The 12235-nt window shown below is 76.4% G+C and carries 13 protein-coding genes; 7 read left to right on the top strand and 6 right to left on the bottom strand.

Annotation, left to right across the window (positions count from 1 at the left end):
- Positions 1-52: 52 nt before the first annotated feature.
- Genes KPL59_RS00555 through KPL59_RS00570 form a run of 4 tightly spaced genes read left to right on the top strand, consistent with a single transcriptional unit; the run spans position 53 to position 3975 of the window.
- The gene (locus tag KPL59_RS00555) at positions 53-1252 is read left to right on the top strand and encodes a precorrin-3B synthase (protein ID WP_226359571.1); all 1200 of its coding nucleotides are present in this window, start codon (positions 53-55) and stop codon (positions 1250-1252) included.
- Positions 1249-1890, top strand: coding sequence for a precorrin-8X methylmutase (locus KPL59_RS00560; protein WP_226351319.1), 642 nt, complete (start codon positions 1249-1251; stop codon positions 1888-1890). The genes KPL59_RS00555 and KPL59_RS00560 overlap by 4 nt, the downstream gene beginning before the upstream one ends.
- A gap of 14 nt (positions 1891-1904) precedes the next feature.
- On the top strand, positions 1905-3461 hold the full coding sequence (locus KPL59_RS00565) for a precorrin-2 C(20)-methyltransferase (protein WP_226351318.1): 1557 nt from the start codon (positions 1905-1907) through the stop codon (positions 3459-3461).
- A 58-nt stretch (positions 3462-3519) separates the two neighbouring features.
- Positions 3520-3975 (top strand): GNAT family N-acetyltransferase, encoded by a 456-nt coding sequence (locus KPL59_RS00570; RefSeq protein WP_075305758.1) that lies wholly within the window; start codon positions 3520-3522, stop codon positions 3973-3975.
- On the opposite strand, the gene KPL59_RS00575 is transcribed toward KPL59_RS00570, so the two are convergent.
- Positions 3956-4585 (bottom strand): HAD-IA family hydrolase, encoded by a 630-nt coding sequence (locus KPL59_RS00575; protein WP_226359572.1) that lies wholly within the window; start codon positions 4583-4585, stop codon positions 3956-3958. The genes KPL59_RS00570 and KPL59_RS00575 overlap by 20 nt on opposite strands.
- A 56-nt stretch (positions 4586-4641) precedes the next feature.
- On the opposite strand from KPL59_RS00575, the gene KPL59_RS36465 reads away from it, so the two are divergent.
- A complete protein-coding gene (locus KPL59_RS36465) occupies positions 4642-5658 on the top strand; it encodes an alcohol dehydrogenase catalytic domain-containing protein (RefSeq protein ID WP_305080505.1) in 1017 nt (338 codons plus the stop codon).
- A gap of 128 nt (positions 5659-5786) precedes the next feature.
- Here KPL59_RS36465 and KPL59_RS00595 read toward each other — a convergent pair whose 3' ends face one another.
- On the bottom strand, positions 5787-6416 hold the full coding sequence (locus KPL59_RS00595) for a TetR family transcriptional regulator (RefSeq protein WP_226351263.1): 630 nt from the start codon (positions 6414-6416) through the stop codon (positions 5787-5789).
- Positions 6417-6492: 76 nt separating this feature from the next.
- Here KPL59_RS00595 and KPL59_RS00600 point away from each other — a divergent pair, with 76 nt between their 5' ends.
- On the top strand, positions 6493-7233 hold the full coding sequence (locus KPL59_RS00600; RefSeq protein WP_226359573.1) for an SDR family NAD(P)-dependent oxidoreductase: 741 nt from the start codon (positions 6493-6495) through the stop codon (positions 7231-7233).
- Here the strand turns inward: KPL59_RS00600 and KPL59_RS00605 are convergent, their stop codons facing one another.
- The gene (locus KPL59_RS00605) at positions 7234-7989 is read right to left on the bottom strand and encodes a cobalt-precorrin-6A reductase (RefSeq protein ID WP_226359574.1); all 756 of its coding nucleotides are present in this window, start codon (positions 7987-7989) and stop codon (positions 7234-7236) included.
- A gap of 18 nt (positions 7990-8007) precedes the next feature.
- Between KPL59_RS00605 and KPL59_RS00610 the strand changes: the two genes are divergently transcribed.
- A complete protein-coding gene (locus tag KPL59_RS00610; RefSeq protein ID WP_226359575.1) occupies positions 8008-8670 on the top strand; it encodes a haloacid dehalogenase type II in 663 nt (220 codons plus the stop codon).
- Between the two features lie 46 nt (positions 8671-8716).
- Here the strand turns inward: KPL59_RS00610 and KPL59_RS00615 are convergent, their stop codons facing one another.
- The 3 genes from KPL59_RS00615 to KPL59_RS00625 are packed head-to-tail and all read right to left on the bottom strand — an operon-like array spanning position 8717 to position 12166.
- Positions 8717-9889, bottom strand: coding sequence for an ROK family protein (locus tag KPL59_RS00615; RefSeq protein WP_226359576.1), 1173 nt, complete (start codon positions 9887-9889; stop codon positions 8717-8719).
- 1 nt (position 9890) lies between these two features.
- Positions 9891-11393 carry a sugar ABC transporter permease gene (locus tag KPL59_RS00620; RefSeq protein WP_374111577.1) on the bottom strand — a complete coding sequence of 501 codons (1503 nt, stop codon included), beginning with the start codon at positions 11391-11393 and terminating at the stop codon, positions 9891-9893.
- Positions 11393-12166: an ATP-binding cassette domain-containing protein gene (locus KPL59_RS00625; RefSeq protein WP_226359578.1), complete on the bottom strand. Its 774-nt coding sequence runs from the start codon at positions 12164-12166 to the stop codon at positions 11393-11395. Before KPL59_RS00625 ends, KPL59_RS00620 begins: the two co-directional genes overlap by 1 nt.
- Between the last annotated feature and the right edge of the window lie 69 nt (positions 12167-12235).

Raw genomic sequence — 12235 nt, forward strand, 5'->3', positions numbered from 1 at the left:
CCGCCGCCCCGGCAGGTCCCTTCGGCGGTCTCGGATGCCTACAGTGTCCGGCGTGCCGTCGCCGACCACCCGTACCCGCACCGACGCCTGTCCCGGCGTCGTCTCGCCGCACGCGGCCGCGGACGGGGCGCTGGCGCGGATCCGGCTGCCGGGCGGGACGGTCACCGCGGCGGCGCTGCGGGCGGTCGCGGCCCTTGCCCGCGAGGCCGGGGACGGCGCCGTCCACCTGACCTCGCGCGGGAACCTGCAGCTGCGCGGCCTCGACCCGGCCGACCCGCGCCCGGTGGAGCGGCTGACCGTGGCCGGGCTGCTGCCGTCGACCACCCACGAGCGGGTCCGCAACGTGCTGACCTCCCCGCTCTCGGGGCTCGCCGGGGGTCTTGCCGACGTCCGGGGTCTGGCCACCGCGCTCGACCGCGGCCTGTGCGCGCGCCCCGCGCTGTCGGCGCTGCCCGGCCGGTTCCTGTTCGCCCTCGACGACGGCCGCGGCGACGTCGCCGCCGAGCGTGCCGACCTGTGCTGGCGGGCACGGGGCCCCGAGTCGGGCGAGCTCCTCGTGGCGGGCGTCCCGACCGGCCGGTGCTGCTCCCCCGCCGAGGCGCCCGCGCTGCTGCTCGACGCGGCCGCGGCGTTCCTCGACCTGCGGGCCGAGCACGCCGCCGACCCGTCCGCGCGGGCCTGGCGCGCCGCGGAGCTGCCCGGCGCCGCGACCGGGGTGGCGGCCCGGCTGCGCGGACACCGGTCGGTGTCCTCCCCCGGTCCGGGGCTCGACGACAGCACGCCCGGGGGTCCCGGCCCGGTGCTCGTCGGAGCGCTGGGTGGCGGTGCGCTGGGGGTCGCGCCGGTGCTCGGGGAGCTGACGGCCGGGCAGCTGGACCTTTTGGCCGAGTCGGCCCCGCAGCTGCTGGTCACCCCGTGGCGCACCCTGGTCCTGCCCACCCCCGCACCCGGTGCCGCAGCCCGGCTGGCGGCGGCGGGGCTCGTCGTCGACCCCGGCCACCCGGCAGTGCGGGTCAGTGCCTGCGCGGGCGCTCCGGGATGCGCGAAGTCCCTGGCCGACGTCCGCGCGCACGCGCTCGTGCTGATCGCGCGGGGCGGGCCGCGGGCGGGCGCGGGGCCCGACGCGGTGCACGTCGCCGGCTGTGGCCGGCGCTGCGGCGCCCCGCACACGGCGCACCGCGACGCGGTCGCCACCGGGCGCGACACCTACGTCATCGACGGACGCACGATCACGACCGAGGAGCTCCGCTGAGCGGGTACGACTACATCACCGACGGCAACGAGATCTACCGCCGCTCGTTCGCGACGATCCGCGAGGAGACCGATCTCTCCGGGCTCCCGCCCGGTGTCGACGACATCGCCGTCCGCATGATCCACGCCTGCGGCCAGGTCGACCTCGTCGACGACATCGCCGCCTCCGACGGCGTCGTCGCGGCCGCCCGCTCCGCGCTGCGGGCCGGTGCCCCGATCCTGTGCGACGCGATGATGGTCGCCTCCGGGGTGACCGCCGCCCGGCTCCCCGCGGACAACGAGGTGCTCTGCCTGCTGCGCGACGCCCGGGTCCCCGACCACGCGCGCCGGATCGGCAACACCCGGTCCGCGGCCGCGCTGGAGCTGCTCGCCGACCGCTTCGAGGGCGCGGTGGTCGCGATCGGGAACGCCCCGACCGCGTTGTTCCACGTGCTGGACCTCATCGACCGGGGCGACGCACCCCGCCCGGCCGCGATCATCGGCATCCCGGTCGGGTTCATCGGTGCCGCCGAGTCCAAGGTGGCTCTGTCCGAGCGGACCGACCTGGAGCACCTCGTCGTCCACGGCCGTCGTGGCGGGTCGGCGATCACCGCGGCGGCGCTGAACGCGCTGGCCCACGAACAGGAGATCATCGCGTGAACGCGCAGCACGGCGTGACGGGCACCCTCTACGGCGTCGGCCTCGGTCCGGGCGACCCCGAGCTGACCACGATCAAGGCCGCCCGGCTCGTCCGCGACGCCGACGTCATCGCCTACCACTCCGCGCGGCACGGCCGCTCCATCGCGCGCCGGATCGCCGAGCCGCACCTGTCGGGGACCGCGATCGAGGAGGCACTGGTCTACCCGGTCACCACCGAGGCCACCGACCACCCCGGCGGCTACCAGGGCGCGATCGACGCGTTCTACGCCGAGGCCGCCGCCCGGCTCGCCGCGCACCTGGACGCGGGCCGCGACGTCGTGCTGCTCGCCGAGGGCGACCCGCTGTTCTACGGCTCCTACATGCACATGCACAAGCGCCTGGCGGGGCGCTATCCCACCGAGGTCGTGCCGGGCGTCACCTCGATCAGCGGTGCGGCCGCGGCGATCGGGCAGCCGCTGGTGGAGCGCGACGAGGTGCTCACCGTGCTCCCGGGCACGCTGCCCCGTGAGGAGCTGGCCCGGCGGCTCGCGGGGACCGACTCGGCGGCGGTGATGAAGCTCGGGCGCACCTTCACCGCGGTCCGCGGGGCGATGGCCGACGCCGGCGTGCTCGACCGGGCCCGCTACGTCGAGCGGGCGACGATGGAGGGGCAGCGGACCGGGGCACTGTCCGACGTGGACCCCTCGGACGTGCCCTACTTCGCGATCACCCTGGTGCCCGGCGAGGTCGCCGCATCGGTGCCCGAGGAGGCCGTCGCGTCCGTCGCGGAGCGCGGGGGCGCGGCGGCCGAGGAGCGGTCGGTGCGCGGGCCGGGTGAGGTCGTCGTCGTCGGGACCGGGCCCGCCGGGCGGGACTGGCTGACCCCGCAGGTCGCCCGCGCGCTGTCCGAGGCGGACGACCTCGTCGGCTACGGCCCCTACCTGGACCGGGTGCCGCCGAACCCGCGTCAGACCCGGCACGCCTCGGACAACAGGGTCGAGTCCGAGCGGGCGGCGCACGCGCTGGACCTCGCCGCCTCGGGCCGGCGGGTCGCCGTCGTCTCCGCCGGGGACCCGGGGGTGTTCGCGATGGCGACCGCGGTGCTGGAGGTGGCCGCGGAGCCGAAGTACCACGACGTCCCGGTCCGGGTGCTGCCCGGCATGTCCGCGGCGCAGGCCGTGGCGGCTGCCGTCGGCGCCCCGCTGGGGCACGACCACGCCCTGATCTCGCTGTCGGACCGGCTCAAGCCGTGGGACGTCGTCGCGGACCGGCTGCGTGCCGTGGCCGCGGCCGACCTGGCGATCGCGATCTACAACCCGCGCTCGAAGGCCCGGCCGTGGCAGGTCGGGGCGGCCCGCGACGTACTGCTGGAGCACCGCGCCCCGGACACGCCGGTGGTGCTGGGCCGCGACGTCGGCGGCGCCGGGCAGCGGGTCGTCGTCACCACGCTGGGCGAGCTGGACCCGGAGCAGGTGGACATGCGGACCCTGGTGGTCGTCGGCTCGTCGACGACCCGGGCGGTCGAGCGCGGCGGCACGACCGTCGTGTTCACCCCCCGGCACTACGGCCCCGGCGGCACGACGACCGACTGATCACATCGGCTCGTTGACGACATCCTGACGGATGCCGGTTCCGCGCTAGCGTCACGCCGTGCAACTGCGGGTGTGGCGATTCGGGCCCGACGACTGGGAGCAGGCCCGCGTGGCCCGCCTCGCGTCGGTGCGGGACGGGTTCGGTGAGGACAGCGACTTCTACCGCGAGCAGGCCGCCCTCGAACCGGCCGCCTGGCGGGTGGTCCTGACCGAGCACGTCCGCTTCGCCGCCTTCGACGGCGACCGCCCGGTCGGCACCGCGTGCTGGCGGGCCGGTGACGACGGCGACGGCCTGCTGTACGGCATGTGGGTGCACCCCGACCTGCGCGGCACCGGGGTGGCCGACGCGCTGGTCGACGCGGTCACCGCCGTCGCTCGCGAGAACGGGTCGCGCACGCTGTCGCTGAAGGTGGAGCCGGACAACGCCCGCGCGATCGCGTTCTACCTCCGGACCGGGTTCGTCGCCGACGGCGTGCCCGGTCCGGGGCTGACCGTCATGAGCCGCCCGGTCTGACCGCGTCCGCGAGCCCCAGCAGGGCCGTGAGCTCGGGCAGCCCGGAGAGTCGCAGGTCCCCGTCGAGTCCCCGCAGCGCCGCGGTCGCCGCGCCGGCGGCCCGGCCCGCGTCGAGCCCGGCCTGCGCGTCCTCGACGACGAGGCAGGTGGCCGGGTCCACCCCGAGCTCGGCCGCCGCGGCGCGGTAGCCCTCCGGGTCCGGCTTGCCGTGCCGCACGTCGTCGCGGGCAACGAGCACCGGTGCGACGATCCCGGCGGCGCCGAGGCGGGCCTCGGCGAGCCGCCGGTCCGCGCTGGTCACGACGGCCCACGGGATCCGCGCCGCGTCGAGGGCGGCGAGCAGCGCGTGCGCGCCGGGCAGCGCGACGACGTCGTCGAGGTCGTCGTACTGCAGCTCGAGCTGGCGGGCCGCGGCCGCGTCGAGCGCGGCACCGGTGAGGTCCGGGCGCAGCAGCCGGATCGTGCCGTCGCTCGGCACCCCGTGCGCGACGCGGACCAGGTCGGCCTCGGCGACGCCGTACTCGCGGGCCCAGGCGGCCCAGGACCGGGCGACCGCCTCGTCGGACTCCACCAGGGTGCCGTCCATGTCGAACAGGATCGCGGCGTACACCGCACCACCTCTTTCCCTCGGACGGCGAGCATATCGAGCCTGGAAGGATCCCCTCCATGCGAGCAGTACGGATCACCGCGTTCGGTGCGCCACCCGAGGTCGTCGACCTGCCGGACCCCACGCCGCCCGCGGGCGGGGTGGTCGTGCGGGTGGAGGCGACCGGGTTGTGTGCCAGCGACCGCTTCGCCTGGGCCGGGCACGACGGCGACGTGACGCTCCCCCACGTCCCCGGCCACGAGCTGGTCGGGCGCGTGGTCGCGACCGGCACCGGGGTCACCCGGTTCCGGGCCGGTGACCGGGTCACGGCGCCGTTCGTCTGCGGCTGCGGTGTGTGCCCGGACTGCCGGGCGGGCCGCGCACAGGTCTGCCCGCACCAGCAGCAGCCCGGCTTCACCCACGACGGCTCCTTCGCCGAGCTCGTCGCGCTGCACCATGCCGACCACAACCTGGTGCCGGTCCCCGACGACGCCGACGCCGCCGGGGCCGCGCTGCTCGGCTGCCGGGTCGCCACCGCGCACCGGGCGCTGGTCGGGCGCGGCGGGCTGGTCGCCGGGGAGCGGGTCCTCGTGCTCGGCGCGGGCGGGGTCGGCCTGGCCGCGGTGCTGATCGCGGCGGCGCTGGGCGCCGAGTCGGTCGTCGCGGACCCCTCGCCCGCGGCCCGGGCCCGGGCGGTCGAGCTGGGCGCGGTGGCGGCGGTGGACACCGCCCTCGGCCCGGACGCGGTCCGCGAGGCCGTCGGCGACGGCGGCGCCCGCCTCGCGGTGGAGGCCGCGGGCCGGGCGGACGCCCTGGACCTCGGCGTCCGGTCGCTGCGCCGGCAGGGGACGCTGGTGCAGGTCGGCCTGCTCGCCCGGGAGCCGGTGGTGCCGGTGCCGCTGATGATCGCGCACGAGCTCACCGTCACCGGCAGCCACGGCATGGCCGCCGCGGACTACCCGGAGCTGATGGCGCTCGTCGCCGAGGGCCGACTCGACCCGGGCCGGCTGGTGACCCGGCGGACCGGGCTGGAGGCGCTCGCCGGGGCGCTGGCCGCGGCCCCGGAACCGGGCGGGATCCTCGTCGGCCTGCCCTGAGTCCCGGCCTGTTCCGGGGCCCGGTCCGCCCCGGGTACGGCGTGCCCACGTTCCGGCCTCCCCCGGGTTCCGGCAGCCCCCGGGTTCCGGATGCCCCGACGGACGACGCGCGACCGATGGGCCGGCCGCTACCCCCGATCCGGGCCGGGCACCTCGTCCGGGGACCGCCGCGGCGCGGCGAGGCGCCGGGCGGCCTCCACGACGAAGGCACGGCGCGCGGCCCGCTCGGCCGGGTCACCGGGCTCGGCACCGGTCACCATCGAGGCGAGCTGGGGCACCGTGTGCCACCAGGCGGCCAGCGCGATCAGCGCGAACACCAGATGGGCCGGGTCGAGGCCGTCGTCGATCGTCCCGGCGCGCTGCGCGGCCGCGAACCGCTCGACCTTCTCCCGGTAGTGCCGGCTGCGCCCCGGGCGCCCGGCGACGTGTCCGGTGGCGTCCAGCCCCTCCCACTGCAGCAGCCGGGCGAGCACCGGGTGGTCGGCGTGGTGGTCGAACGTGGCCCCGGCGAACTCGCCGACGTCGTCGAGGCCGGTCCCGGTCGCGCGGACGCCGGCGGCGAGCAGCTCGAGCTGCTCGGCCAGCACGAGGTCCCAGAGTGCCTGCTTGTCGCCGAAGTAGCTGTAGAGGCGCTCCTTGTTGATCCCGGCCCGGGCGGCGATGCGGCTCATCTTCGTGCCCTCGCGGCCGCGCTCGGCGAACTCGGCGGTGGCCGCGTCCTTCAGCCGGCGTCGCGTCCCCTCGGTGTCCCAGGCCATGGCCGCACGGTAGCGAAGGGGCGTACGCTCATCTCCAACGCCATCGTTGGAGTTGGAGATCGAGATGGAGGCCGTCATGACCGAGCCGACCGGACCGGGTGCGGGCGACGTCGCCGTCGTCACCGGCGCGAACAGCGGGATCGGGTACGAGATCGCCCGCGGGCTGCTGGCCGCGGGACTCACCGTGTACGTCGGGGCGCGCGACGCCGCCCGCGGTGCCGACGCGGTCGCCGCACTCGGTGCGGGCGCCCGGCCGCTCGCGCTGGAGGTGACCGATGCGGCCTCGGTCGCGGCGGCGGCCGCCGCCGTCGAACGGGTGGACCTGCTGGTGAACAACGCCGGGGTGGGCGACTCGTTCGCGACGGCCCCGGAGTCGACCGCCGAGGACCTGCGCCGGGTCTACGAGGTGAACGTGTTCGGCGTCGTCACTGTGACCAACGCGTTCCTGCCCGCGCTGCGGCGCTCGGCTCATCCACGGATCCTCAACGTCTCCAGCGGGACCGGGTCGCTGACCTGGAGCACCGGCCCGAACCGGCAGTTCGACCACCGCTCGGGCGGGGGCGCGACGGCCTACCGATCGTCGAAGACGGCCCTGAACGCGCTCACCGTGTCCTACGCCCAGTCGCTCGCCGACGCCGGGATCGCGGTGAACGCGCTGGCCCCGGGGCTGCGGGCGACCAACCTCAACGCCCGCGCGGCCACGTCCGCCGGGGACCCGGCCGAGGCCGCCGCCGGCGCGGTGCGGCTCCTGCTGGCCCCCGACGGCGGCCCGACCGGCACCTTCGTCGACTGGACGGGCGAGCCGGTCCCCTGGTGATCAGTCCCCGAGCAGCCGGGCCAGAGCCGCCTCCACCGTGGACTCCACCGCGACCCCACCGGGCAGCGGCGGCCGGTCGACGAGCAGGACCGCCACCCCGCGTTCCCGGGCCGCGGCGAGCTTCGGCGCGGTCGCCGCGCCGCCGGAGTCCTTGGTGACCAGCACGTGCGGGACGACGGCGTCGAACAGGGCGCGCTCGTCGTCGAGGGCGAACGGGCCCCGGTCGAGCAGCAGCTCGTGCCGGGCGGGCAGCGGGCCGTCGGGCGGGTCGACCGCCCGGATCCAGAACGCCGCGTCGACATCGGCGAAGTGCGCCAGTCCCCCGCGGCCGGTCGTGAGCAGGACCCGCCCGGCGGGGCCGGGGAGCAGGTCGGGCAGGGCGGCCGCCGCGGCGGCGGCCGAGGGGACCCGGTGCCACCGGTCCCCCGGCCCGGGCGTCCAGCCCGGCCGGCGCAGCACGACCAGCGGCACCCCGGTGCCCGCGCAGGCGGCGGCCGCGTTCGCGGTCATCGTCGACGCGAACGGATGGGTGGCGTCGAGCACCGCCGCCACCCGCTCGGCACGCAGGTGCGCGGCCAGCCCGTCGGCACCGCCGAACCCGCCGATCCGGACCTCGCCGTCGGGCAGGGCCGGGCTGCGCACGGCCCCGGCCAGCGACGACACGACCCGGACGTCGTCACGGACGGCCAGCGCGGCGGCCGCGGCACGGCCCTCGGTCGTACCGCCGAGGACCAGCACCGTGCGGGGAGCACTCACACCCGTCAGGGTAGGGGGATGGCGATCACGACCGTGGTGTTCGACGTCAACGAGACCCTGTCGGACCTGACACCCATGGGGGCCCGGTTCGCCGCGCTGGGCGCACCGGAGTCGCTCGGGCCCCTGTGGTTCGCCGCGACCCTGCGCGAGGGCATGGCGCAGGCCGCGGGCGGGGAGCTGACGACCTTCGCCGAGCTGGCGACGGCGACCGCGACCGGGCTGCTGCGCCGGCACGGGGTCACCGACCCCGAGGCGGGCGCGCGGCACGTCGTCGAGGGGTTCCTGGAACTGCCGGTGCACGACGACGTGCACGGCGGGGTCGCGGCGCTGCGGGCCGCGGGGCTGCGGCTGGTGACGCTGTCGAACGGCGCCGCGTCGGTGGCCGAGCGACTGCTCGGCGAGCACGGCCTGCGGGAGCAGTTCGACGCCGTGCTGTCGGTCGAGGACGCCGGGATCTGGAAGCCGGCGCCGGAGTCCTACCGGTACGCGCTGCGGGCCTGCGGGGTCGACGCGGGCGAGGCGGTGATGGTCGCGGTGCACCCGTGGGACCTGCACGGCGCCGCCCGGGTCGGGATGGCGACGGCCTGGCTGGACCGCCACGGCGACACCTGGCCCGGGTACCTCACCCCGCCGACCTTCACCGTCGGCGTGCTGCCGGAGCTGGCCGGCCATCTGGCCTGAGCCCGCGGGCCGCCGGCCGTGGTGCCGGGCCGGCCCCGGCACGGCGTCAGACCGCCGCCAGTACCGGCTCGAACGCGATCTCGGCCGCGCCGACCAGCGCGCCGTCGCGGCCGAGCGGGGACACCGCGAGCCGGGTCCCGCCCGTGGCCCGGCTGACCAGGCTGCGCCGGCGCAGCTCGGAGCCGACCCGGTCGACCACCGACGGCGGCAGCGCCCCGAACAGGTCCCCCAGCACGACGAGCTCCGGGGCCAGCATGTTCACCACCGTGACGAGCCCGGCGGTCATCCATCCGGCGTAGTCCGCCAGCAGCCGGTCGGCCCGCCCCGGTACCGCGGCCAGGTCGCGCAGCTCGGCGACGAGCACCCCGCGCGGGGTGTCCTCGGGCAGCCCCAGCGCGCGGCACAGCGCGGGCTCGCCGACCTCGGTCTCCCAGCAGCCGTGCGAGCCGCAGAAGCACTCCCGCCCGTCCGGTCGGAGCATGAGGTGCCCGAGCTCGCCGACGTAGCCGCCGGTGCCGCGCAGCGGCGTCCCGCCGGACACGACACCGCCGCCCACCCCGACGTCGGCGGACAGGTAGACCATGTCGGCGACATCGCGGCCGATCCCGCGCAGGTGCTCGGCGAGCGCTCCGGCCTCGGCGTCGTTGGCGACCTGCACCGGCCGGGCCAGGACGGCGGCGAGCCGGGTGCCCAGATCGACGTCGCGCCAGCCGAGGTTGGGTGCTTCGTGCACGAAGCCGTCGGAGCGCCGGACGACGCCGGGCACCGACACCCCGACCGCCTGCTCGGCGACGCCCAGCTCGTCGCGGAGCAGGGCGGCGGACTCGGCGAGGTGGGTGATCACCTCGCCGGGCAGCCGGGTGGTGCGGTGCAGGTTCCAGCTGTGCCGCCCGAGGATCTGTCCGCCGATGCCGACCATCGCCAGCGCCACCTGCTCGACCCGGATGTCGACGGCGAGCACCACCGCCGCCTGCGGGTCTGGCAGCACCAGCAGCGACGGCCGTCCGGCCCCCGAGCGCCGGGCCGGGACGGCCTCGGTGACGACGCCGGCCTCGGCGAGCCCGTCCACCACCGCCTTGATCGTGCTGCGGTTGAGGCCGAGCTCGCCGGCCAGCGTCGCGCGGGTGCAGGGTCCCTCGACGTGCAGCCGACGCAACAGGACGGCCCGGTTGTGCCGGCGCGCGTCGTCGGGTCGGGTCCCCGATCCGGGCTGGGTCATGTCACCGGCCGGTGGCCGCCGCCCGGCGCCGGGACGCCACGTCGACACCGGCCGCGAGCAGCAGCACCAGGCCGGTCACCACGAACACGACGGCGGCGGGCTGCTTGAGCAGGCCGAGACCGTTCTGCACCGTGGCCAGCACCGTGCCGCCGATGACGGCGTTGCTGATCCGGCCGCGTCCGCCGAACAGCGAGGTGCCGCCGATGACCGCGGCGCCGACCGCGAACAGCAGGGTGTTGCCGCCACCGGCCGCCGGGTTCACCGACCCGATCTTCGACGAGTAGACGATCGCGCCGATCGCGGCGAAGGCGGTGGAGATGACGAACACCGACGCCCGGATGCGGGCGACGTCGATGCCGGCCCGGCGCGCGGCCACCCGGTTGCCGCCGACGGCGTAGACGTGGCGGCCGAACCGGGTCCGGTCGAGCACCCAGGTGCCGAGCACCAGCAGGACGAGCACGATCGGGACGACGTAGGGCACCCCGGCGATCGCGATGACGCCCGGCGAACGGTCCTGGACCAGCGCGAACGTCACCAGGCCGCCGAGCACCACCACCGCTCCGATCTTCAACGCGACCAGCCCCGTCGGCGGCGCGACCAGCCCGCTGCGCAGCCGGGTCCGCAGCCGGACCGTCTGGACCAGCGCGTAGCCACCGGCGACGACCACGAACAGCACCCACGACGCCGTGACCGAGAGATTGCCGTTCGCCACCGCGTTGATCAAGGGGTCGCGCAGCGCGATGGTGCCGCCGTCCCCGATGAGCTGCAGGATCACCCCCTGCCACGTGATGAACAACGCCAGCGTCACGACGAACGACGGCATCCCGATCCGGGCCACGAGGAACCCGGTGAGGCAGCCGATCACCACCCCGACGCCGACGGCGAGCCCCATCACGGTGAACGCGTTCGCCGGGACCCCGATCACGAGCACGACCGCGGTGAGCAGGCTGATCACCGACCCGGCCCACACCCGGACCAGCGCCGCGAGCACGGCACCGGCCAGCATGACCGCCGCCAGCAGGACGAACACGGTGGTGCCGGTGGCGCCGAGCACGTTGCCGTCGCTCATCAGGTGCAGCGCCATCAGCGCCGCGGCCAGCCCGGACGCCGTGCCGGCGGCCAGGTCGATCTCCCCGGTGAGCAGCACGAACATCAGGCCCATCGCGATGATGGTCGGACCGGCGCCCTGCTGGAGCAGGTTGGCGAGGTTGAGCAGACTCGGGAACGTGCCGCCCGAGTCGAGCACGCTGAACAGCACGAACAGCGCGGCCAGGCCGAGCAGCGCGGGCAGCGAGCCCAGGTCGCCGCCGCGCAGCCCGCGCAGGTAGGCCGTGATCGCCTCGCGGGTGGTGCGGGCGGTGGTGTCGATGCCGAAGTCGGCGGCCCGGTTGGCGGGGTTCGCCCGGCGGGCCGCGCTCTGCTCCTGCTCGGGCGCGGGCGTCCGTTCGGTCACGGTGTCTCCTCCCGGGCCGGCCGGGCCGGACGGGTCGGGGTGGGGGGCCATCAGGACACCGCCTGCTCGGGCCGCGGCAGCCCGAGCGCGCCGGAGCGGCCCGCGGTGATGAGCTGGACGACGTCGGAGTGGGTGACCTCGCGGGTCGGGACCTGCGCGACCATCCGGCCGAGGTAGAGGCAGGCGATCCGGTCGGACACCTCGAAGACGTCGGCCATGTTGTGGCTGATGAGCACGACGCCGAGGCCCTGCTCGGCCAGCCGTCGCACGAGGTCGAGCACCTGACGGGTCTGGGCGACGCCGAGCGCCGCGGTCGGCTCGTCGAGCAGCACGACACGCGAGTCCCAGAGCACCGCCTTGGCGATCGCGACGGTCTGGCGCTGCCCGCCGGACAGCGACGCGACCGGGGTCCGGACCGAGGTGACGGTGCGGACCGAGAGCGACGCGAGGGTGTCGCGGGCGGCCTGCTCCATCGAGCCCTCGTCGAGCATCCAGGAGCGCCCGCGCTCGCGGCCGAGGAACATGTTCTGGACGATGTCGAGGTTGTCGGCGAGCGCGAGGTCCTGGTAGACGACCTCGATGCCGAGCTTGGCGGCGTCCGACGGGCCGGCGACGGTCACCGGAGCCCCCTCGAACAGCACCTCGCCGGAGTCGATCGGGTGGATCCCCGCGACGCACTTGACCAGGGTGGACTTTCCCGCGCCGTTGTCGCCGACGAGCGCGGTGACCTCGCCGGCGCGCACGGTCAGGTCGACGTCGTGCAGGACCTGCACGGCGCCGAAGCTCTTGGACACACCGCGCAGGGAGAGGATGGGGTCGGCCACTTCGGGCACCTTCCACGTGGGCGCCGGCCGGGCCGCGGCGGGATCACCGCCGCGGCCCGGACCGGCTGC

The organism is Pseudonocardia sp. ICBG1142, assembly GCF_020496255.1.
In the GTDB taxonomy this organism is placed as follows: domain Bacteria; phylum Actinomycetota; class Actinomycetes; order Mycobacteriales; family Pseudonocardiaceae; genus Pseudonocardia.

Bases quoted from the DNA above. Each gene is read 5' to 3' on its own strand.
- KPL59_RS36465 (WP_305080505.1), top strand. From the start codon at position 4,642: ATGCGAGCAGTACGGATCACCGCGTTCGGTGCGCCACCCGAGGTCGTC.
- KPL59_RS00595 (WP_226351263.1), bottom strand. From the start codon at position 6,416: ATGGCCTGGGACACCGAGGGGACGCGACGCCGGCTGAAGGACGCGGCC.
- KPL59_RS00600 (WP_226359573.1), top strand. From the start codon at position 6,493: ATGACCGAGCCGACCGGACCGGGTGCGGGCGACGTCGCCGTCGTCACC.
- KPL59_RS00610 (WP_226359575.1), top strand. From the start codon at position 8,008: ATGGCGATCACGACCGTGGTGTTCGACGTCAACGAGACCCTGTCGGAC.
- KPL59_RS00615 (WP_226359576.1), bottom strand. From the start codon at position 9,889: ATGACCCAGCCCGGATCGGGGACCCGACCCGACGACGCGCGCCGGCAC.
- KPL59_RS00620 (WP_374111577.1), bottom strand. From the start codon at position 11,393: ATGGCCCCCCACCCCGACCCGTCCGGCCCGGCCGGCCCGGGAGGAGAC.